We start from the raw sequence: 19,370 nt of genomic DNA, 5'->3' as shown, positions 1-19,370 counted from the left end.
TCAGCCGCCCGCCCGCTTCGTCGGGGTCGCGGGCGCGGCGCCGAGGGACTGGTACCGCCCGTCCTTCACCCGGTAGAGGAAGGTGCCGACGCCGTTGAGGTTGCCGTCCTTGTCGAAGGAGTAGCCGCCCATGACGCCCTGGTGGACGTCCTTGCGCAGGAGGGGCGCGAGCGTCGTGCGGTCGGGTCGCTTCCCGCCCTTCTCGTACGCCTGCTCCACGTGCTTCGCGAGGAGCAGCGTGACGTCGTACGCCTCGCCCGCGTACCAGCGGGGCGCGGTGCCGTAGCGGGCGCGGTGGGCGGCGGTGAAGGCGGCGGCCTCCTTGCGGGTGGTGGGGTCGGCGACCGGGGCGCCGAGGGTCCAGCCCTCGGCGGAACGGCCCGCGTCGCGGAGGAAGCGGTCGCCGAAGACGTGCTGGCCTGCGAGGCGGGGGCCGGTGAAGCCGAGGGCGTCGAGGGCCTTGGCGGCGCGGATGGCGGAGGGCAGGAGTCCGGCGTGGACGTAGGCGTCGATGCCGGCGTCCACCATCTCGCCGACGACCCGCTCCAGGCCCTTGGCTCCGGCGGGGATCACCCGGGGGCGGGGCGGGATCCCGCCCTGTTTGAAGCCGAAGTCGGTACCGACGACGAACTGCCAGGAGTACGGGTCGTCGGTGCGTTCCTGGAGGAGGCCGGGGCGCTTCGGGTGGTGGACGGCCTGCGCGTGGTAGGCGAGGTGCATGCCGTTGAAGGCGTGGATGGGGCAGGCGCGGACGACGCTGCGGCCCTGGTTCTGGGCGGGGTTGATGAGGAGGTTGAGTCCGGCGGAGACGGTGACGACCGGGAGCCGGGCCTCGTCGTAGGCGGGCAGTGACTCCTGGCCGGTGTAGTCGTGGCTGGGGCCGATGATGCCGAGGACGTCGGGGTCGGAGGTGAGGGCGCGGGCGGCGGCGAGCGCGCGGGTGGTGTCGCCCCGGTCGTCGGAGACCTTGACGTCGAGCGTGAACGGCTTGTCCTCGCGGGAGTTGAACGCCTCGACGGCGAGCCGGACGCCGGCCTCCTGGGCCTGTCCGATCTCCTTGCCGGGGCCGCTGAGGTCGGCCTGGACGCCGATGGTCCACCTGCGGGCCTTCGGCGGGGGCGTGCCCTTGGCGTCCGGGCGGTCGTCGCGGAGGGCCAGCCAGGTGCCCGCGCCTCCGGCGGCGAGGACGGCGGCGGAGGAGGCGAGGAGGAAGCGGCGGCGGCTGCGGGAGGGGGTTCCGGGCGGGGCCGTACCGGCCGCGGTGGCGTCGATGTCCGGGAGGGCGAGCATCCGGGCGGAGCGCTCGGCGATGGTGTGGACGACGGGGGCGGGCAGCCAGTCGGAGGCGGTGCCGGGGGTGTCGACGACGAGCCGCCCGGCGAGTTCCACGGCGGTGGGCCGGTCGGCCGGGTCCTTGGCGAGGCAGTCGCGCAGCAGGGGCAGCAGCCCGGGCGGTACGCCGTCGAGGTCGGGCTCGTCGTGCACGGTGCGGTACATGAGGGCGTCGACGGCGCCGGTGCCGAAGGGCGGGCGGCCGGTGGCGGCGTAGGCGAGGAGGCAGCCGAAGGCGAAGACGTCGGAGGCGGGTCCGATGTCTCCGGTACGGGCCTCCGCCTGCTCGGGCGCGAGGAAGCCTGGGGTGCCGACGACCAGGTCGGTGCCGGTGAGGGCGGTCTCGCCTGCGGGGTCGGCGGCGCGGGCGATGCCGAAGTCGATGAGCCGGGGGCCGTCGACGGCGAGGAGGACGTTGCCGGGCTTGACGTCCCGGTGGACGAGCCCGGCGGCGTGCACGGCGGCGAGTGCCCGGGCGACGGCTCCGCCGAGGACGCGGAGGCTGCGGCCGGGCAGCGGCCCGTGCGCGACGACCGCCTCGCCGAGGGAGGGTCCGGGGACGAAGGCGGTGGCGAGCCAGGGCTCGGGCGCGTCGGGGTCGGCGCCGAGCACCGGGACGGCCCAGGGCGACACGACCCGCCGGGCCGCCTCGACCTCGCGCCGGAACCGGGCCCGGAAGTCCGCCCGCTCGGCCCGGTCGGCCAGCGTGACCTTGACGGCCGCCAGCTCTCCCGCGTCCGTGCGCCCCAGGTACACGACCCCCATCCCGCCGGCCCCGAGCCGCCCGAGCAGCCGGTACCCGGCGATGCCGGACGGGTCGGCGGGGAGCAAGGGCGCGAGGTCCCCGGGACCGGACGCCGCCGGGGCCGGGACCGGCGCGGGCGGGGCGGGCGCCGGGGGCGGCACCGCCGGAGCCGCGTCCTGGGCGCCGGCCGGGGTGTCGGTGGGACCTGCGGAGCGGCCGTGGTCCGGGGTGTCGGGCGTGCCCGGGGCGTCCGGGGTGTCGTCCGGGGCGGTCACTGTTCTGCCTCCAGCGCTGTCTCGGCACGGGTGAGCATGGCCACCGAGGCCTGGGCCATCGCCGTGCCCAGTTCCTGCTCGTCGTGGCCGGGGGCGCCCTTGGCGGAGACGGCGATGGTGACCTGCCCGAGCCGGGACTGGGACCAGCCGTAGTACTGCTCGCCGGGCACGCCTTCCTTGAGGTATTTCCCGCGCTCGTTGACGGTGTCGTCGGCGGTGTAGTTGTCGCCGACGCCGTAGGCGTTGCCGAGGGACATCAGGCCGGAGATCCGCTCGCCGTCGCGGAGGAGCTGGTCGGGGCAGCGCAGCGCCTCCTCCAGCGTCTCGGCCATCTCCCAGTCGGCAGCGTCCTCCGTGCGGTGGACGGTGACGGTGGAGGAGACGCGGACGGTGCCCTTGCCGCCGGCGCCGGGGAGCTCCATGTAGGCGGTGACGCTGTGGAGGACGGTGGAGGGCACGGCGCCGGTCTCCCAAGCGCAGCCTTCGGCGAGGACCGGCCAGTAGCCCTCGGCGCTGAGGTACGGCGTCCGAGCGACGTAGCCGGGCCCCCAGGAGTCCGGTCCGCCGGACAGGATCGTGCGCGCGAGGCGGGCCGCTTCGGCGGCGTTCTTCGGGGCGCGGGCCGGATCGGGGACGAAGTCGAGAGCGGTGGGTGTGGCGCCGGGGACGGGGGCGACCCGGGGCGCGGAGGTGCTGGGCGCCGGGGCGGCGCCTGAACTCGCGCGCGTCGGCGCCCCCGTGCTCGTCGCGGGCTCTCCCCCGCCCCCTCCCGAGCACCCCACCAGCAGCAGTCCGCCCGTCAGGGCGGCGCAGCAGGCATGCGTCAGCCGTACGTAGGACACGATTCCCCCATCCCCCGCTCACACGATTCCCCCAGGGGTCACGATCGTATGCGCGGAGGGGGCAACTCCGTGGCGCTACAAGGTCATTGCCCGCGGGCTTCGTCGTAGCGGGCGCGGGCGGCCTCGACGGCGGGGACGCGTTCGTCGGTCCAGAGGGCGAGGGCCTTGACGCGGTGGGCGGCGTCCTCGCCGAGGGGGGTGAGGGTGTAGTCGACGCGGGGCGGGATGACGGGCTTGGCGTCGCGGTGGACGAAGCCGTCGCGTTCCAGTGTCTGGAGCGTCTGGGTGAGCATCTTCTCGCTGACGCCGCCGACGCGTCGCCGCAGTTCGCCGAAGCGGTACGAGCGTTCCAGGAGGGCGATCAGGACGAGTACGCCCCAGCGGCTGGTGACGTGCTCCAGGACGAGCCGGGACGGGCACATGGTGCCGTCGACGTCGGCGAACAGGGGCTGGATCTCGGGCGCTGGGTTGCTTACCTCCATGCCAGTACCTTACTTCAAAGTGGGTACTTTCCTCTGGTTAGTGCCCGTCGTACGGTGAGTGTGCACCCCGAAAGCCACCGCACCCCCGAAGGAACCCCCCATGAGCATCGTCGTCACCGGAGCCACCGGACAGCTCGGCCGTCTCGTCGTCGACGCCCTCCTCGCGGACCCGTCCGTCCCCGCCGGGTCCGTCGCCGCCGTCGTGCGGAACAAGGAGAAGGCCGCGGACCTCGCGGACCGGGGCGTCGAGCTGCGGATCGCCGACTACAGCCGGCCGGAGACGCTGGCCGGGGCCTTCGAGGCGGGCGACCGGGTGCTGCTGATCTCCGGCAGCGAGGTGGGGCAGCGGGTCCCGCAGCACGCCGCCGTGATCGACGCGGCCAAGGCGGCGGGCGTGGCCCAGCTGGCGTACACCGGCGTCCTGGGCGGGCCCGACGCCGACTTCGACCTGGCGGCGGAGCACAAGGAGACCGAGGCGCTGATCCTGGCCTCCGGCCTGCCGTACACCTTCCTCCGGAACGGCTGGTACAGCGAGAACTACACGGCGAACCTCGCCCCGGTCCTCGCGCACGGCGCCGTCGTCGCCAACGCGGGCGAGGGCCGGATCGCCTCCGCCACCCGCGCCGACTACGCGGCCGCCGCGGCGGCGGTGCTGACCGGTCCGGCCGCGGAGCACCTGGGCAGGGCGTACGAGCTGAGCGGCGACGAGGCGTGGTCGCTCGCGGAGTACGCGGCGGAGATCGGCGCCCGCAGCGGGCGGGAGATCGCGTACACGAACGTGCCGGCCGAGGCGCACCTGGAGATCCTGACGGGCGCGGGGGTGCCGGAGTTCTTCGCGGCGATCCTCGTCGACGTCGACCGGGCGATCGAGCGGGGCGCGCTGGCGGTCCGGACCGGCGACCTGGCGCGGCTGATCGGCCGCCCGACCACCCCGATCGGCACGACGGTCGCGGAGGCGCTGGCCGCGGCCTCCTGACCCCCTCCAAGGTCATGACCGTATAGCGGTACACACATGACAGCCTGCCCTGTGCGGCGCTACCTTCGTCGGAACAGCGCGCGCAGGGCGGGAGGCTTTCATGGGCGGCCGAAGAGGCACGGTCACAGGGACCGGCACGACGGGCACGGGAACGGGCGCGGGGACCGAGAACCGCGCCGGTCTGCTGTACGGCATCGTCGCGTACGCGATCTGGGGCCTGGTCCCGCTCTACTGGCCGCTCCTGAAGCCGGCGAGCGCGGGCGAGATCCTGGCCCACCGGATGGTGTGGTCCTTCGTCTTCGTCGGCCTCGCCCTGCTGGCGCTGCGGCGCTGGGGCTGGGTGAAGGAGCTGCTGGCCCACCCGCGCAAGCTGGCCCTGCTGACGCTCGCGGCGACCGTCATCACGGTGAACTGGGGCCTCTACATCTGGTCGGTCAACAACGGCCACGTCGTCGAGGCGTCCCTCGGGTACTTCATCAACCCGCTGATGACGATCGCGCTCGGCGTCCTCGTCCTGAAGGAACGGCTCCGCCCGGCCCAGTGGGCGGCGGTCGGCATCGGCTTCGCGGCGGTGCTGGTCCTGGCGGTGGGCTACGGCCGCCCGCCGTGGATCTCCCTCACGCTCGCCGTCTCCTTCGCCGTCTACGGCCTGGTGAAGAAGCAGGTGAACCTCGGCGGCCTGGAGTCGCTGGCGGCGGAGACGGCCGTCCTCTTCCTGCCCGCCCTGGGCTATCTGGTCCTCCTCGGCTCGCGGTCCGAACTCGCCTTCGGCACGGAGGGCGCGGGCCACATGGCGCTGCTCGCCTCGACCGGCATCGTCACGGCGATCCCGCTGGTCTGCTTCGGCGCGGCGGCGATCCGGGTGCCGCTCTCCACCCTGGGGCTCCTGCAGTACCTCGCCCCGACCTTCCAGTTCCTGCTGGGCGTCGCGTACTTCCACGAGGCGATGCCGCCGGAGCGCTGGGCCGGCTTCTCCCTGGTCTGGCTCGCCCTGACGCTGCTCACCTGGGACGCCCTGCGCACCGCCCGCCGCAGCCGCGCGGAGGTCGCCCGGGCGGCGAGGGAGGCCGCCGAGCGCCTCGCGGACCAGCCCGACGACCTCCCGGCGGCGGCTCCGGCCGTGACTCCCGTTCCGACCGCGGCCCCCGCCGCGACGGCGGCACCGGCCTCGACCCCGACCCAGGCCCAGGGCGACGTCCGCGCCTAGCCGTTCCGCCGCAGCACGCCGAAGGCCCCGCCCGATCCCGGGCGGGGCCTTCGGCGTGCTCAGGAGGTCGCGCGGGCGCGGTGGGCGCGGGCCTTGTGGCGGTTGCCGCAGCGGGTCATGGAGCACCAGCGGCGGGCGCCGGGGCGGGAGGTGTCGACGAAGAGGAGGGCGCAGTCGTCGGCGGCGCAGACGCGGACGCGGTCGGCGTGCGGGCCGGTGAAGAGGTCGACGGCGTCGCGGGCGACGGTGGCCAGGAGGGCCGTGGCGGTGGCCCCGGCGCCCCACGCGCGCGTGCCGTCGGGCGCGAGCAGGGTGACGAGGGGCGGGGCGGCGGCGGCCTCGTTGAGGACGGCCAGGTCGGCGGGGGCGTACGGCGCCCGTTCCGCGCGGGCGAGGGCGAGGCGCCAGAGGGCGTCCCGGACGGCGCGGAAGCGGGCCGGCGCGTCGTCGGCGACCACGAGGTCCGCGTCGAGGCCGGCGGGCAGGCGGCACTCCCGTACCCAGGCCAGCAGCCCGTCCGGGTGGTCCAGCGACTCGTAGCGGCTCGCGACCGGCCCGGGCCCGCCGGTGAGGAGGAGCTCCAGGCAGAGCGCGCCCGCGTCGAAGCGGAAGCGCTGCCCGTCGCGGGGGACGAGGGTCATTCCAGGGGATCCGGCGGTTCCGGTGGCGGACTCGTTCACGTAACCAGTATAAGTGGTTACATGAACGCACTGCATTGGAAGCTCGTCATCGACGCCGCCGACCCGCACGCCCAGGCCACGTTCTGGGCGGCCGCCCTCGGGTACGCGGAGGAGGACCACAGCGGGCTCGTGGGGAAGCTGCTCGCCGCCGGTGCCGTGCCGGCCGAGGCGACCGTGACCGTGCGCGCGGGGAAGCCGGACGAGCGGCTGGGGTGGCACGACCTGGCCGCCGTGCGGCACCCGGACGACCCGGTGTCGGAGGAGAACGGCGCGGGGCTGGGGCGGCGGATCCTCTTCCAGCGGGTGCCCGAGGCGAAGACCGTGAAGAACCGCCTCCACCTCGACGTGCACGCCCCGTCCGGCACCCGGGACGCCGAGGTGGAGCGGCTGGAGGAGCTGGGCGCGTCCGTGCTGCGGCGGGTCGCCGAGCAGGGCGGCGCGTGGGTGGTGATGACCGACCCCGAGGGGAACGAGTTCTGCGTGCAGTGATCCGTGCGTACGCACGTCCTCGCGTACGTACGCACGCACGCCCTCCCGGGCCGGCGCTCGGCGGGCGGGCGCCGGTCCGGGAGGGACGGGGACGGCCGGGTCACGGACGTCAGGGGCGCCGCACCTCGAAGAGGAAGCAGCCGTACTCGACCGCCCGCACGTGCACCAGGGCGACGTCCGGGTCGGCGAAGGCGTCGGCGAACGCCTCCTCCAGGCCGGGGAGTTCGACGAGGCGGCCGCCGAGGATGCGGCCGTCCGCGCCGTACCGGCGGACCGTCCGCAGCACCCCCGCCCGCTCGAAGGGGTACGCCTCCGAGGGCTGCCGCTCCTGCGGCCCCCCGCACTCCTCCGCGTGCACGAAGACCGGCCCCACCTCGTCGTACGCCCCCGGCGCCGCGCCCGTGTCCGCCGCCCAGCGCCGCAGCGGGGCGTACGCGACGAGACCGACGCGCTCGCCCGGGACGGCCCGGCGCAGGCAGCAGCGCAGCGGCTCGCCGCCCTCCTCGGCGGTGTACGGGGCGAAGGGGCGTCCGGCGTCATCGGCGGAGCGCAGCGCGGTGAGGGCGGCGGGCTCGACGGCCCGCGGCGTGAAGGTGTCCATGGGTCCAGCGTCGGCCGGGACGGGCCGGACCGCTGGCGACATTCGGACGCGGCGCTCGGCCCGTCCGGCGCGCGCCGGAGGCAGGCCGGCGGCACCGGGCCGACGCGCCGGGGTCAGGCCGGCGGCACCGGGTCGACGCGCCGCCGCAGGAGGCAGAACGCGTTGCCCTCCGGGTCGGCGAGGACGTGCCAGTTCTCCTCGCCGGTCTGCCCGACGTCCGCCGGGCGGGCGCCGAGGGCGAGGAGCCGGGCCAGCTCGGCGTCCTGGTCGCGGTCGGTCGGGCTGACGTCGATGTGGAGCGGGAGCTTGCCGGGCCGGGGGTCGTCGCTCGGGCTGAGGACCAGCGTCGGCTGCGGTCCGCCGAAGCCGGTGCCGGGCGGTCCGATCTCGATGCTCCCGTCGTCCTCCCGGTCGAGTTCCACGTACCCGAGGACCTCGCACCAGAAGGCGGCGAGCCGTTCGGGATCGGCGCAGTCGAGGACCAGTTCACTGATGCGGCATGCCATGCGGGCCAGCGTACGGGCCCCTCCGTCGGACCCGGGCCCTACCGTGCGACACGAACGGGCGTACGGACGTCCGGAGTCGTGGAGGGGTGGAACCGTGGGTGGCGACTGCTGGTGGCAGACCGGACCGTACGACAGCGACCTGCCGGCCGCCTTCCGGCGGGCGCAGGAGGCGGAACTGGCCGAGGACGACCGGGGGTTCACCGGCCGGACGGTCGGAGAGCTGTGGAAGAGCTCCGACTGGGCCGAGTTCATCTTCACCGGCGGCACCGCGACCGTCCTGGACCAGATCCACACGGTGGCCGCCACGGAGCCCGAAGAGGGCCCGTACATGCGCCCGCTGACGGAGGACGAGGTCCGCGCCTGGTGCCCCCGCGGCAGGCCCACCGCCGCCGAGTGGGAGGCCGCCCTCCGCGCCGACCTCGACCTCTTCCCCCGCCGCGGCCTCGGCCGCTGCACGGTCCTGTACGAGAACGACGCGCCCTCGGAGATCGGCTACTGGGGCGTGACCGCCGACTGAGCCGCCGGCGGGCAGGCGTCCGCCAGGGCGCGGGCGAACGCGCGCGGGCGGGTGAACATCGGCCAGTGGCCGGAGTCGAGGTCCGTGTACGTGACGTGCCGGGCGCGGGCGAGTTCGGGGCTGTCCCCCGCGGCGATCCACTCCTTGGCCCGGGCGGGCGTGAACTCGGGGCAGACGAGGGCGACGGGCACGCCGAAGCGGCGCTCGTCGGTCAGCCGGACCACGCCCTTGGCGACCCCCTCGGGGACGGGGACGGCGCGGGCCGCGAACCGCTCGCGGGCCGGCCCGTCCAGGTCGGCCGCGTCCGGGCCCTCGAAGGGCTCCCAGCCGGGGAAGGCCACGACGCCGTCCGCCACGGGGAAGAAGTCGGCGTACGCCTTCCCGTCCTCGCCGGGGAAGCCGCCGACCAGCGCGACCCCGGCCACTCCCCCCGGCCGCGCGTCGGCCGCCAGCCAGGCCAGGCTCGCCGCCGCCGAGTGCCCCACCACCAGCGGCTTCCCCTCCGCCGCGTCGACCGCCGCGAGCACCGCCCGCACCTGGTCCTCCAGCGTCGCGGACGCGTCCCCGTCACCCTGCCCGGGAAGGGCGACCGGCACCGGCCGGTGCCCCAGAGCGGTCAGCTCGGGCACGACCTCGTCCCAGGCGGACGCGTCGAGCCACAAGCCGGCGATGAGCAGGATGTCCATGGTGGTGCCCCCAAGTGCGCGACGGACAAGGTCCCTTCCGGACGCTAGCGGACGGGACTGACAACGCCCCCGAACCGCCGCCGCCGACCGGGGCCCGGCCCGGCCCGCGCCCGGGCTACGGGTGCGGCTTCTCGCCCTTCGCCAGCATGGCGACGAACTGCTCGATGCGGCGGGCGCGGGTCTCGGGGCGCTTGGCGTCCTGGACGCGGTAGAGGATCGCGAAGCGGTTGGCGCTGTCGAGGGTTCCGAAGAAGGCGGCCGCGGCCGGGTCGGCGGCCAGGGCGGCGGCGAGGTCGTCCGGCACGGTGATCGTCCGCGCGCTGTCGTAGGCCGCCTCCCAGCGGCCGTCCGCCTTGGCCCGGTCGACCTCGGCCTGTCCCGGGGGACGCATCCGCCCCTGCGCGGTCAGGGCGGCCACCTTCTCCCGGTTGATCTTGGACCACCGGCTGGCGCGCCTGCGCGGGGTGAACCGCTGGAGCCACCACAGGTCGTCGAACTTCGCCTTCTGGCCGTCGATCCAGCCGTAGCAGAGCGCCACGTCGAGCGCCTGGGCGTAGTCGAGCGCGACGACCCCGGGCCCCTTCTTCCGCAGCTTGAGCCAGATGCCGGCCGAGTCGGCGTGGTGCTCCCCGAGCCACTCCTCGAACGCCTCGGCCGAGTCGAAGGTGACGGTCTCCAAGTCCTGGGTCATCCCGGCAGCGAACCACAACCGACGGACATTCGGGGCCGGAAGAGGGCCGGGCTTGACCCTCACGCCGCGGGAGGCCCCTGACCACGACACCTCCGAGATCCGCACCGGAGTCGAGCCGGGTCACGCCGCGGTGCCCCGGTCGGGCGTCCCGCCGGAGGTGTGGCGCGGGCCGATGTCCGCACGCCGCCGCTGCCTCCGCAAGGAGAGCGCCATCCAGACCCCCGGCACCAGGAAGAACAGCGCGCACGCTCCCGACAGCACCGCAAGCACCAAGGCGCCGCCGCCTCCGGTGTCCTCCTCACGGGCCACCATCAGCGGATCGTCGGCCTGGTACCTCACCGCCCACCGGGTCCCGACCCCGAACTTCCCGCCACCGCTGCCCACCGGCAGATCCGCCACGACGGTCCGACCGTTCGCCTCGAAGGTCACCTGGCAGTTCCCCGCCATGCACGAGCCACTTCTGGTCAACGTCGCCTGAGCCCGTTCACCGTCCTGGAGCGAGCGAAGATGCCGAGCCGCCGGAGCCATCACCAGGACCGACAGCGCTCCGAGCAGTACCGCGAGCACCAGCGACATCATCGCTCCCGCACGCGGCGACAGACTCTTCGGCGCCACGGCCTGCTCGTAGACAGAGGGGGGGTTCGTGCCGGATCCGCCGCCTTCGTTTCCTGCCATCGGGTTCCGTTCGTCCGGAAGGGCTTCTCGCGTCACACGCGAGAAGTTCGTCGCCCACCAACGTAGGTACCGCGAGAAGCCCCCGAAATGCCGGGACGCGCACACAGCCGGCCGGGCCTGGCTGCCTGGCACCGGCAGTCAGGCCCCTGCGTCCCCCCACGGCACCTCTCGTCCGCAGCGAGGCCGCCGCGCGAAGGACGGGGGCGATACTCACCCGGCCGACGGCAGCACTCGAAGCGCGCCGAGCGCCCCGCCCCGACCGTCCGTGGTCAACGGCCCGTTCGTCCCTGCGCCGCCACGAAGCCGGCCCACGCGGCGGGGCCGAAGGCGAGCCGGGGGCCGGTGACGTTCTTGGAGTCGCGGACGTGGACGGTGCCGGGGGTGGTGGCGACCTCGACACACGTCTCGCCGCCACCGTTGCTGTAGCTGCTCTTGAACCAGTGCAGCTCGGGAGTACGGTTCACGTCCGCTCCTCAGGTCGGTTACGTGGCTACTCCCCCACGGCTGCACTCCACGAACCCCGCCCGCCGTGCGGGTCACGTCGCTGCCAGCAGGTCCTGGATGAAGTCGCGTGACGCCGCCGGTGTGAACGCCTGGCTGCGGATGATGCCGTACCGCAGCTCCAGGGACCTGAGCACCTTGAGTTCGGTCGTCGGCATGCCCCCGTTGAGGTCCTCGGAGCGGCCCGCCGCCGAGCCGTCGGGGAACTTCAGGAGGCTGACCGACCCGGACAGCCCCGGGTGCTGCGCGTGCGCCGTCGGCATCACCTGGATCTCGACGTTCGGCATGTCCCCGACCTCCAGCAGGTGCTCCAGCTGCCGGGCCATCACCTCCCTCCCGCCGACGGGCCGTCGTAGCGCCCACTCCTCCATCACGAAGCTGAACTCCGGTGCGGGGAGCCGCCGCAGCACTCGCTGCCGCCCGACCCGGATGGCCACGTAACGCTCCAGCTCCTTCGGCTGGTACAGCGGGCGGAAGGTCCGCATGATCGCTCGCGCGTAGTCCTCGGTCTGGAGCAGACCGTGCAGGCAGAAGATCGTGTACATGGAGAACTCGACCGCCTGACCCTCCAGCTTCGACAGACTCTGCGGCTTCTTGGGGTAACGGGCTTTCAGGACATCTGGCTTCATGGCTGAGATGAGGCCGTTGGCCCCCAGCGCCTCGTCCACCTTGTCCAAGAACTCAGGACGCGGGATACGGGCTCCGCGCTCGACTTTGCGAACGATGTCCTCGCCGTACCCGATCAACCGCCCCAGCTCGCCCGCCCGCAGACCCTTCGCTTCCCGCCACACCTTGATCTGGCGCCCGATCATGACCACGATCGCCGCGCCGGAGTCGTCACCGGGAGCCAGATCCCAGGTCGGCCCTTCCGTCCTCGCACCACGAGAGGCCGTCGGACTCCCGGTCTCACTCGTCTCCGCCCTCGCGTCCACCTTCGTGTTCGCGTCCATGCGCACCCGCCTCTCCACATCACCCGGGACAACGGTGGACAGTCCCGGACAGCCGCAGGACAGTAACCGTACGTAAGGGCGTTTCTGGTGGGCAGCGTAGGCAGAGGTCGCCACGCTGGGTTCCATGAACCCGGAAACCAGCCAACTCATGGCGACCGCACGCCACTTCACCCTCCAGCTCTCCTCGACGCCCCGGGGGGCCCGGCTGGCGCGGCTGCTCGCCGTCGAGCAGCTGCGTTCCTGGGGGCTGGAGGACTCGATCGGCGCGGCGGAGCAGATCGTGGCCGAGTTGGCGAACAACGCCGTGACGCACGGGCACGTGCCGGGGCGCGACTTCCGGCTCCGGACGATCGTCACGGGGTCGGCGCTCCGGATCGAGGTGACGGACACGCGGGGTGACCGCGTACCGCTCGCCGGCGGCCGCTCCCCCGCCGCCGAGACCGGGCGCGGGCTGCTGATCGTGGAGGCGCTGGCCCGTACCTGGGGAGTGAGCTCGGGGCCCGCCCCGCAGAAGACCGTCTGGGCCGAGATGCCGCTGTCGTGACGGCCCTCACCGCGTCGCGGGGGTCCGCGACGCGGTGGCCCGCGACACAAAAGAATCAAGAACCGGGGGAAATACCCTCCCCAACCCCACCAGCCTCCCCGCCGGGGTCCGTCACTCACACGGGTGATCTGCGCCAACTGGGCTGGATTCGTGACGGGTTGCCTGGCATATGCTCCGGCCAGACCCATGAAACGCGACGGCCCCCGGCGGGACTGCAATCCCGACCGAGGGCCTGACCATCGAGGAAGTAGGAGCTTCCCGTGGCTTCCCAGCACCCTAACGTGCCCTCGCCTGCCTACGGGCTCGTTCACCACAACGTCCGGCTCACCACCCGGTACGTCGTCATCAGCAACGCCCTCGCCCAGCACCGGGAGCTCTCGCTGCTGGCGATCGGGCTCGCCACCCACCTCCAGTCGCTGCCCGCGGGCTCGTGCGTCGGGATCAAGGCGATCGCCTCACGGTTCCCGGAGAGCGAGTTCAGGATCGCCGCGGCCATGCGGGAGCTGGAGGCGCACGGCTACCTCGCCCGGACACGGCGACGGCTGCCGGACGGGCGGATCCTGCCGCTCACGATCTCGTACAACAGCCCGGGGGCTGACCCCGCCGCCGTACGGGAGACCCGGGCGGCCCCGAAGCCCCGGGAGCCGCGCCCCGAGCCCGAGACGCCCCGCGCACCCGCGCCCGCCCCCGCCCCGAGGCCGCCCGCGCCGCCTCAGCTCACCGCCCGGCACGCCCGTGCCGCCGAGCTGCTCTGCGGCCTCCGCGCTCACGCGCCGCGGCTGCTGCTGTCGGAGCGGGACGTGCGGCGGCTGGCGCCCGGGGTGACGGCCTGGCTGGAGCGCGGCGCTCAGCCCGACGCCGTGCGCCGCACGCTCTGCGCGGACCTGCCCCACGACCTGGCGTACCCGGCGGGCCTGCTGGCGCACCGCCTGGCCGCCCTCATGCCCCCGCCCCTTCCGGCCGCACCCGCCTCCCCGCCCGCCCTCGGCCCCCTCCAGAACTGCGACGACTGCGACCGGGCCTACCGCGCGCCGGAACCGGGCCGGTGCAGAGGGTGCGAGGCGGCGGCCGCAGAGGCCGCCTGAGCCCTACGAGTTGAGGAGCGTCTCGATCTTCGCGGCCACCTGCTCGGCCTGGAGGTCTCGGCCCTTCTCGTTGGGGTGGGCGTACCAGGGGATCGTCGCGCCGATGAGGTCCAGCTTGGAGTTCTCCAGCAGGCCGCCGATGCCCCGGTCGGCGCCGTCGCAGGCCGTGTTGCCGCCGGTGTGGGCGTAGAGGTCCACGAATTCGGCGCCGTCGTCCGTGGCGACCTTCTTCATGATGTCGTTCAGGCGCTTCTGGGCCTGGTCCAGGACGGGCAGGGCGTCCTGGGGGACGTCGGCGAACGGCAGCTCGGTCTGGCCGGGGGCCGCGGTCTGGCACTTGGTGGCGTCCTGGGGCACGAGCCGGGGGTAGCCGACCAGGACGCGCCGGGCGTCCGGGGAGAAGTAGCTCATGCGCTGGAGCGCCTGATCCAACTCCTCCTCGACCTGCTCGTACTTGTAGTCCAGCCATTCCTTGCCGTCGCCCGACTCGAAGAACTCCTTGCACTCGCGGGCCGGCTTGTCCGCGTCCACCGGCTCCCCCGGCAGGAGGGAGGGCTCCCGGAGCTTGTCGGAGCACTGCTTGAGGATGTTGACGAAGCCCAGCGTGTTACCACCCAGGCCGCCCACGACCAGCTGGGTGTTCTCCTTGAGCGCGTCCTGCTGCGCCGGGACCGTCCCGGCGCCGAAGGGCAGTTCCTGCTTCTCCCAGAAGTGGTGGACCAGCGCGCCTCCGCAGGAGACGTCGGCCTGGACGTCGAGCGTGATGCCCTTGGCGGCCAGGGTCCGGGTGGCGACGGCGGGGTAGTCGTCCGTGGCCTGGAAGCACCAGCCCTTCTCGTTGCCCAGGTTGTTCACGGGAGCGATGCCGAAGTTGGCGGTGTACGAGTCGCCGAAGAAGACGGTCGGCACCGGGTCCGCGGGGGCCGCGCCGGCGGAGCCCGCCGGGACGGCGAGCGCCAGGCAGCCGCCCAGCGCGACGGCGGCGGCGGCCAACCGCCGCGCCTTCGGAGTGATCGAGATCGTGCGCGTGGCCATGGGCATGGCTGTTCCCTTTCATCGAAAACAAGGGGGAGAAACGAACAGAATCTAACGCTCCGTATTCATTCACAAGCGGAACGTGATGACCCAAGGGGCCACGCGACGCAAGCAGGCGGTCTTGGACCTCGCCGTCGCCCAGCCCTGTTTCAGCAGGTCAAACGGGATGCCAAGGGGAGCTCGCGACAAGGCGCCGCACGATCTCAACCCGAACGGAGGGGCGCACGCCCCTCCAATCGAGCAGAAGAGCGATCGACGGACACATGTAGGGCGACCGCCACCGGCCTCCCCGCCCGGGTCGGCCGGAAACCGGCCTAGCATCGCCGCATGGCGACCTTCGTGCACCTCACTCCCGCCGCCGGTGCGGCGGGCATCCGGCGGAGCGGGATCAAGGCGCGGGGGGAGCGGCGGGGGGTCTACCTGTTCCCCGTGCTGCCCTCGTACCCGCTGACGCACCAGTGGCTCCGGGAGCTGGGGCGGCGGCAGGGGTCCCGGGGAATGGTCGCCGCGCACGTGCGGCTGCCGGACGGGGAGCCGGTGTTCGTGGGGCGGTACGGGCAGAGCGACCAGGAGGTCACCGCAGCCGAAGCGGTGCGGCGGATACGGGAGTTGGGGGACGGCGCGCTCGGCTGGGAGGTGTTCCTGCCCCGGGCGGTCGCGCGGGCCGAGGTGCGGCAGGTGCGGGCGGTGCGGCAGGTCGCCGGATGGCGGTACTTCCCCGGCGCGCACGGGGTCACGCCCTGCGTCTGCGCGGGGTGCGTGCAGCCCGGCACGTACGGCTCGCGGCGGCTCCGGGAGCGCCGGCCGCACCCGATGGACGGGCCCGCGCCGGCCTCGCGCGTCCTGCTCGCGCGGCTCGCACGGGCCGAGGAGCGGGCGGACACGGCCGCGCTGGTCGACACCCTCCGGTGGTACGGGCTCCGCCGGCGCGGTCCCGTGGAGCGGCTCGCCCCGCTCGCGGCCCACCCGGACGACCGGGTCCGGCGGGAGGTCGCCCGGGCGGTGGCCGAGTGGTCGACGCCCGGGGCGGACGGGCTGCTGCGGGAGCTGGCGGAGGACGCCGTGACCGAGGTGCGGCAGACCGTCGCCGTGGCCCTCTCCTTCCGGCGCACCGAGGCCGCCGCCGCCCTCCTCGCGGTGCTCGGCCGCGACTCCTCGGCCGCCGTCCGGGACGCGTCCGTCGACGGCCTCGTCGAGTGCGGGACGCCCGAGGCGGCGGCCGTGCTGGCGCTGCTCGCCGACGACCCGGTCGCCTCGGTGCGCGCGACCGTGGCCCTGCTCACGGAGGAGTGAGCAGGGCCGGGTTCCGGACGGGTCGGCGTCAGCCGTTGACGATCTTGTCGTAGCGCAGGGCGACGTAGCCGGAGGCGGCGTGGCCGGCGATCCGGCCGTCGGTCCCGCCGTTCAGGTAGTCCTGGCCGCGCATCATGTCGTCGTTCGGGTTGGACTCGTGGATGTAGGAGAACTTGCCCGCCGCCTTGTCGATCCACTTCTCGAAGAGGACGACGTGGCCGGACTGGGTGTTCAGCGCGTCGCCGGGCTGGAGGTCGGACTTGGCGATGGTGGCGCTCGCGCTCGGGAGGCTGCCGGTGTTGTAGCTGGTGCTCGCGTGCCAGGCCATGGAGACGAAGCCGGAGCAGTCGGTGCGGTAGGTGTGGTCGCCGTCGGGGTCGGAGGCGTAGGCGCTCTGGCTGTAGGGGATGTCGCGGGCGAGCCAGTTGAGGGCGCGGCTGATGACCTCGCTGCGGGCGATCGTGCCGCCCTTGGTGGACGGGGTGGCCGGCGGGGTCGTCGGCGCCTGGTAGGTGCAGTCGTTGGCGAAGGCGGAGAGCAGGGTCTGGGTCCAGCCGCTCGCGTCGACCGGGTCCGAGGGGTGGTAGGCGATGTCGTCGCCCTTGCCGTCGGTGGGGTCCGCGTCGTGGTACCAGTACATGCCGCCGTTGGTGCGGCCGTAGTAGAGGCCGCCGCCGGGCGAGACCAGGCTGTCGACGCCGGACCAGCCGGAGGCCTTGAGGTCCGAACGCTCCCAGTCCCCGACGCCGTTGATCTGGTACGAGAGCAGCTTGCCGTCGGAGGTGGTGGCCACCAGGACGTCGTCGCCCGCCGCGGCGAGGGTCCGCAGCACGAAGCCCTCGTCGATCACCACGTGCTTGGCGATGTGCTCCGGCCCCGCGGGCTTCGCCTGGGAGACGTTGTAGCGGTGGAGCTGGCCGGCGACCGTGCCGTAGAGGTGGCCCGCGCCGTCGTAGGTCATCTTGTCGAAGGTCCAGCCGCTGTCCCACAGCTTGGTGATCCCCGCCAGGCCGAGGGAGGTGTTGTTCGTCTGGACGTCGACGCGGTACAGCGCTCCGGAGGTGGACGTCACCAGCACCGTGTTGAAGTTGAGGGTGGCCATCGCCTTGGGCTCGAAGCCGAGGTCGGGGCCGATGAGGGTCTTCACCCGGTCGCCGGTGTTGGGCGATATCGCCGTGTAGGTGAGGCGGCCGTCGGCCAGGACGCCGTAGACCGAGACGTCTCCGCCGCAGATGGCGGCGGCCTGGGCCGGGGCGGCCGTGCCGAGCGTGACGAGGCTGAGGGTCGAGGCGGTCAGGGCGAGACCGGCGGCGAAGCGGAGGGCGCGGGACGACGATCGCATGGGGTTCTCCAGGTCTGGGGCAGCCCTGACGTACGCGCGTCGGGCCGGGGAGGGAGAAAGCGGAAGAGGAAGAACGGGGGCGGGTGTGGCCGCGCTCAGTACCAGTTGTTGGCCAGGAAGTGGTTCCAGGCCGCGCAGGGCGTGCCGTACCGCCCGTCGATGTAGGAGAGGCCCCACTTGATCTGGGTGATCGGGTTGGTGCGCCAGTCGTCGCCGAAGGCGTCCATCTTGGAGCCGGGCAGGGCCTGGGGGATGCCGTAGGCGGTGGAGCTCGGGTTGTCGGCCCAGTAGCGCCAGCCGCTCTCCTTGGTCCACAGCTGGTCCAGGCAGTTCCACTGGGCGGTGCTGTTCCAGGCCCCGCCGTCGTACGCGTTCATCAGCTCGCGGCCGGCCGCCTTCACCGCGGGGATGTCGGTGCCGTCGAGCGGGTCGGAGCTGGTGGCGCAGGTGAACGTGCCCGGCTGGGCCGAGAGCAACTGCTGCGTCCAGCCGCCCGTGTTGACGGGCGTGTCGTTGTGGTACGCGATGTCGCCGCCGGAACCGTCGGCCGGATTCGCGTCCTTGTACCAGTACATGGCGCCCGTGGTGGGGATCCGGCCGTAGTAGAGACCGCCGCCCGGCGACACGAGCTGGTCGAAGGCCGACCAGCCGGAGGTCTTGAGGTCGTCGCGCGCCCAGCCGCCGGCGCCGTCGATCGTGTACGAGTAGAGCGCGCCCGCCGCGGTGGTGGCGAGCAGCCGGTCGTCCCCGGCCGCGGTGAGGGTCTTGAGGACGAAGCCGCCGCCGATCTCCCTGCGCTGGCCGATGTGGGCCGAGCCCGTCGGCTTGGGCTGGGAGACCAGGTACTGGATGAGGACGCCCCCGGCCGTGCCGTACAGGTGGCCGTGCCCGTCGTAGGTGAGCTTGTCGTGGGTCCAGCCGCTGTCGAAGAGCTTGACGGGCGGGCGCTCCAGGACGAGCGACGTGTTGTTGGTGAGCACGTCCAGGCGGTAGAGCGCGCCGGTGGTCGACGTGACGAGGACGGTGTTGAAGTTGAGGGTGGCCATCGCCTTGGGCTCGAAGCCCAGGTCCGCCCCGACCAGCACCTTCTTCAGCTCCCCCGTGGCGGGCGTGATGGTGCTGAAGGTGAGGCGGCCGTCGGGCAGGACGCCGTAGAGCGAGGCGGTCCCGGCGCACGTGGTCGCGGCCGTCGCGGCGGGGGCGGCACCGACGGCCGCGACGGTGAGGAGCCCGGCCCCGAGGGCGCCGGACAGGGCGGCGACGGTGGCCTTGCGGGCGGCCTGGCGGAGGGTGGTCGGCACGGGCGTTCCTTCCGGGGTCGTGTCGTCTGAGCAGGTCGTCTGCGTACGGAGGCATGGGGGTGCCGTGGGTACGGGTGCGGGTGGGCGTGCGGGGTGGTGCGCCGGTCGCCGTCAGCGGCGGAGCGCGGCGGTGCTGTAGCCGTGGACGCGCAGGGAGGCGCGGGCGCCGTCGAGGAGGGCGCGGGCCTGGTCGAGGGCGGCCGCGTCCGAGACGGCGCGCAGGAAGAGGTAGAGGTCCACGCCGTCGTCCGAGGCGGTGGCCCGGACGTGTTCCAGTCCGTTCGCGGTGGCCGCGTGGGCCCAGACGAGGTCCGAGAGGAGGGCGAGGACGCCGGGGGGAGCCGGGTCGCGGTGCGGGCCTTCGAGGGAGGCGAGGACGAGGCGCACGTCCCTCAGTCCCAGCTGATGCTGTCGTCGCCGGAGGACGCCGGGGCCGCGTCCCAGCTGATGCTCCCGTCACCGTCCGCCGCCGGAACCGCATCCCAGCTGATGCTGCCGTCACCGTCCGCCGCCGGGGCCGCGTCCCAGCTGATGCTCCCGTCGCCGTCCGCCGCCGGAACCGCGTCCCAGCTGATGCTGCCGTCACCGTCCGCCGCCGGGGCCGCGTCCCAGCTG

Annotated in this window: 22 protein-coding genes and 1 pseudogene; 7 read left to right on the top strand and 16 right to left on the bottom strand. The window is 73.7% G+C overall.

Going from position 1 to position 19,370, the window contains the following annotated elements:
• The 3 genes from IE321_RS24585 to IE321_RS24575 all read right to left on the bottom strand — a co-directional run bounded on the left by IE321_RS24585 (position 1) and on the right by IE321_RS24575 (position 3,676).
• Positions 1–2,163 (bottom strand): bifunctional serine/threonine-protein kinase/ABC transporter substrate-binding protein, encoded by a 2,163-nt coding sequence (locus IE321_RS24585; protein WP_226651467.1) that lies wholly within the window; start codon positions 2,161–2,163, stop codon positions 1–3.
• A 185-nt stretch (positions 2,164–2,348) separates the two neighbouring features.
• Entirely contained in the window at positions 2,349–3,194 is an 846-nt protein-coding gene (locus IE321_RS24580; protein WP_190224547.1) for a hypothetical protein, read from the bottom strand.
• An 83-nt stretch (positions 3,195–3,277) separates the two neighbouring features.
• On the bottom strand, positions 3,278–3,676 hold the full coding sequence (locus tag IE321_RS24575; RefSeq protein WP_226651282.1) for a winged helix-turn-helix transcriptional regulator: 399 nt from the start codon (positions 3,674–3,676) through the stop codon (positions 3,278–3,280).
• Between the two features lie 100 nt (positions 3,677–3,776).
• Here IE321_RS24575 and IE321_RS24570 point away from each other — a divergent pair, with 100 nt between their 5' ends.
• Together IE321_RS24570 and rarD are read left to right on the top strand one after the other, a co-directional pair.
• Positions 3,777–4,652, top strand: a complete 876-nt coding sequence (locus IE321_RS24570) for an SDR family oxidoreductase (RefSeq protein WP_190224546.1) — start codon at positions 3,777–3,779, stop codon at positions 4,650–4,652.
• A 100-nt stretch (positions 4,653–4,752) separates the two neighbouring features.
• A complete protein-coding gene (gene rarD / locus IE321_RS24565; protein WP_190224545.1) occupies positions 4,753–5,859 on the top strand; it encodes an EamA family transporter RarD in 1,107 nt (368 codons plus the stop codon).
• Positions 5,860–5,918: 59 nt separating this feature from the next.
• On the opposite strand, the gene IE321_RS24560 is transcribed toward rarD, so the two are convergent.
• A complete protein-coding gene (locus tag IE321_RS24560; RefSeq protein WP_190224563.1) occupies positions 5,919–6,500 on the bottom strand; it encodes a CGNR zinc finger domain-containing protein in 582 nt (193 codons plus the stop codon).
• Positions 6,501–6,560: 60 nt separating this feature from the next.
• On the opposite strand from IE321_RS24560, the gene IE321_RS24555 reads away from it, so the two are divergent.
• On the top strand, positions 6,561–7,028 hold the full coding sequence (locus tag IE321_RS24555) for a VOC family protein (RefSeq protein WP_043227732.1): 468 nt from the start codon (positions 6,561–6,563) through the stop codon (positions 7,026–7,028).
• Positions 7,029–7,137: 109 nt separating this feature from the next.
• Here IE321_RS24555 and IE321_RS24550 read toward each other — a convergent pair whose 3' ends face one another.
• Both IE321_RS24550 and IE321_RS24545 read right to left on the bottom strand, forming a co-directional pair.
• Positions 7,138–7,629 carry a DUF1203 domain-containing protein gene (locus tag IE321_RS24550; RefSeq protein WP_190224544.1) on the bottom strand — a complete coding sequence of 164 codons (492 nt, stop codon included), beginning with the start codon at positions 7,627–7,629 and terminating at the stop codon, positions 7,138–7,140.
• Between the two features lie 113 nt (positions 7,630–7,742).
• Positions 7,743–8,135: a VOC family protein gene (locus IE321_RS24545; protein ID WP_190224543.1), complete on the bottom strand. Its 393-nt coding sequence runs from the start codon at positions 8,133–8,135 to the stop codon at positions 7,743–7,745.
• A gap of 94 nt (positions 8,136–8,229) precedes the next feature.
• Between IE321_RS24545 and IE321_RS24540 the strand changes: the two genes are divergently transcribed.
• Positions 8,230–8,652 carry a hypothetical protein gene (locus IE321_RS24540; RefSeq protein WP_043227735.1) on the top strand — a complete coding sequence of 141 codons (423 nt, stop codon included), beginning with the start codon at positions 8,230–8,232 and terminating at the stop codon, positions 8,650–8,652.
• Here the strand turns inward: IE321_RS24540 and IE321_RS24535 are convergent.
• From IE321_RS24535 to IE321_RS24515, 5 genes are all read right to left on the bottom strand, one after another.
• A complete protein-coding gene (locus tag IE321_RS24535; protein ID WP_190224542.1) occupies positions 8,628–9,338 on the bottom strand; it encodes an alpha/beta fold hydrolase in 711 nt (236 codons plus the stop codon). The two genes, IE321_RS24540 and IE321_RS24535, sit on opposite strands and share 25 nt — an antisense overlap.
• A 115-nt stretch (positions 9,339–9,453) precedes the next feature.
• Positions 9,454–10,029 carry a YdeI/OmpD-associated family protein gene (locus IE321_RS24530; RefSeq protein ID WP_190224541.1) on the bottom strand — a complete coding sequence of 192 codons (576 nt, stop codon included), beginning with the start codon at positions 10,027–10,029 and terminating at the stop codon, positions 9,454–9,456.
• 120 nt (positions 10,030–10,149) lie between these two features.
• The gene (locus IE321_RS24525; protein WP_308076515.1) at positions 10,150–10,704 is read right to left on the bottom strand and encodes a DUF3592 domain-containing protein; all 555 of its coding nucleotides are present in this window, start codon (positions 10,702–10,704) and stop codon (positions 10,150–10,152) included.
• Between the two features lie 269 nt (positions 10,705–10,973).
• The gene (locus IE321_RS24520) at positions 10,974–11,168 is read right to left on the bottom strand and encodes a DUF397 domain-containing protein (protein ID WP_190224540.1); all 195 of its coding nucleotides are present in this window, start codon (positions 11,166–11,168) and stop codon (positions 10,974–10,976) included.
• 72 nt (positions 11,169–11,240) lie between these two features.
• Positions 11,241–12,155 carry a helix-turn-helix domain-containing protein gene (locus IE321_RS24515; protein WP_190224561.1) on the bottom strand — a complete coding sequence of 305 codons (915 nt, stop codon included), beginning with the start codon at positions 12,153–12,155 and terminating at the stop codon, positions 11,241–11,243.
• 124 nt (positions 12,156–12,279) lie between these two features.
• Between IE321_RS24515 and IE321_RS24510 the strand changes: the two genes are divergently transcribed.
• Both IE321_RS24510 and IE321_RS24505 read left to right on the top strand, forming a co-directional pair.
• Positions 12,280–12,699 carry an ATP-binding protein gene (locus IE321_RS24510; RefSeq protein WP_190224539.1) on the top strand — a complete coding sequence of 140 codons (420 nt, stop codon included), beginning with the start codon at positions 12,280–12,282 and terminating at the stop codon, positions 12,697–12,699.
• A 260-nt stretch (positions 12,700–12,959) separates the two neighbouring features.
• Positions 12,960–13,784, top strand: a complete 825-nt coding sequence (locus IE321_RS24505) for a helix-turn-helix domain-containing protein (protein WP_190224538.1) — start codon at positions 12,960–12,962, stop codon at positions 13,782–13,784.
• Between the two features lie 3 nt (positions 13,785–13,787).
• On the opposite strand, the gene IE321_RS24500 is transcribed toward IE321_RS24505, so the two are convergent.
• Positions 13,788–14,819, bottom strand: coding sequence for an SGNH/GDSL hydrolase family protein (locus IE321_RS24500; protein WP_308439714.1), 1,032 nt, complete (start codon positions 14,817–14,819; stop codon positions 13,788–13,790).
• Between the two features lie 327 nt (positions 14,820–15,146).
• Here IE321_RS24500 and IE321_RS24495 point away from each other — a divergent pair, with 327 nt between their 5' ends.
• The gene (locus tag IE321_RS24495; protein ID WP_190224536.1) at positions 15,147–16,112 is read left to right on the top strand and encodes a HEAT repeat domain-containing protein; all 966 of its coding nucleotides are present in this window, start codon (positions 15,147–15,149) and stop codon (positions 16,110–16,112) included.
• A 28-nt stretch (positions 16,113–16,140) separates the two neighbouring features.
• Here the strand turns inward: IE321_RS24495 and IE321_RS24490 are convergent, their stop codons facing one another.
• From IE321_RS24490 to IE321_RS24475, 4 genes and pseudogenes are all read right to left on the bottom strand, one after another.
• Positions 16,141–17,454 carry an NlpC/P60 family protein gene (locus IE321_RS24490; RefSeq protein ID WP_043227749.1) on the bottom strand — a complete coding sequence of 438 codons (1,314 nt, stop codon included), beginning with the start codon at positions 17,452–17,454 and terminating at the stop codon, positions 16,141–16,143.
• A gap of 95 nt (positions 17,455–17,549) precedes the next feature.
• Entirely contained in the window at positions 17,550–18,755 is a 1,206-nt protein-coding gene (locus IE321_RS24485; protein WP_190224535.1) for an aggregation-promoting factor C-terminal-like domain-containing protein, read from the bottom strand.
• A 111-nt stretch (positions 18,756–18,866) separates the two neighbouring features.
• On the bottom strand, positions 18,867–19,142 hold the full coding sequence (locus IE321_RS24480; protein ID WP_043227752.1) for a hypothetical protein: 276 nt from the start codon (positions 19,140–19,142) through the stop codon (positions 18,867–18,869).
• A 5-nt stretch (positions 19,143–19,147) separates the two neighbouring features.
• A pseudogene (locus IE321_RS24475) lies at positions 19,148–19,370 on the bottom strand (CDK5RAP3 family protein); the annotation flags it as partial.

It is taken from the genome of Streptomyces hydrogenans (assembly GCF_014656075.1).
Lineage (GTDB): Bacteria > Actinomycetota > Actinomycetes > Streptomycetales > Streptomycetaceae > Streptomyces > Streptomyces hydrogenans.
The sequence above is the reverse complement of the archived record's forward strand: the minus strand, read 5'-3'. Positions and strand labels throughout refer to the sequence as shown.

Coding starts and splice junctions, on each gene's coding strand:
- IE321_RS24575 (WP_226651282.1), bottom strand. CDS start 3,676: ATGGAGGTAAGCAACCCAGCGCCCGAGATCCAGCCCCTGTTCGCCGAC.
- IE321_RS24570 (WP_190224546.1), top strand. CDS start 3,777: ATGAGCATCGTCGTCACCGGAGCCACCGGACAGCTCGGCCGTCTCGTC.
- rarD (WP_190224545.1), top strand. CDS start 4,753: ATGGGCGGCCGAAGAGGCACGGTCACAGGGACCGGCACGACGGGCACG.
- IE321_RS24560 (WP_190224563.1), bottom strand. CDS start 6,500: ATGACCCTCGTCCCCCGCGACGGGCAGCGCTTCCGCTTCGACGCGGGC.
- IE321_RS24555 (WP_043227732.1), top strand. CDS start 6,561: ATGAACGCACTGCATTGGAAGCTCGTCATCGACGCCGCCGACCCGCAC.
- IE321_RS24550 (WP_190224544.1), bottom strand. CDS start 7,629: ATGGACACCTTCACGCCGCGGGCCGTCGAGCCCGCCGCCCTCACCGCG.
- IE321_RS24545 (WP_190224543.1), bottom strand. CDS start 8,135: ATGGCATGCCGCATCAGTGAACTGGTCCTCGACTGCGCCGATCCCGAA.
- IE321_RS24535 (WP_190224542.1), bottom strand. CDS start 9,338: ATGGACATCCTGCTCATCGCCGGCTTGTGGCTCGACGCGTCCGCCTGG.
- IE321_RS24530 (WP_190224541.1), bottom strand. CDS start 10,029: ATGACCCAGGACTTGGAGACCGTCACCTTCGACTCGGCCGAGGCGTTC.
- IE321_RS24525 (WP_308076515.1), bottom strand. CDS start 10,704: ATGGCAGGAAACGAAGGCGGCGGATCCGGCACGAACCCCCCCTCTGTC.
- IE321_RS24515 (WP_190224561.1), bottom strand. CDS start 12,155: ATGGACGCGAACACGAAGGTGGACGCGAGGGCGGAGACGAGTGAGACC.
- IE321_RS24510 (WP_190224539.1), top strand. CDS start 12,280: ATGAACCCGGAAACCAGCCAACTCATGGCGACCGCACGCCACTTCACC.
- IE321_RS24500 (WP_308439714.1), bottom strand. CDS start 14,819: ATGGCCACGCGCACGATCTCGATCACTCCGAAGGCGCGGCGGTTGGCC.
- IE321_RS24495 (WP_190224536.1), top strand. CDS start 15,147: ATGGCGACCTTCGTGCACCTCACTCCCGCCGCCGGTGCGGCGGGCATC.
- IE321_RS24490 (WP_043227749.1), bottom strand. CDS start 17,454: ATGCGATCGTCGTCCCGCGCCCTCCGCTTCGCCGCCGGTCTCGCCCTG.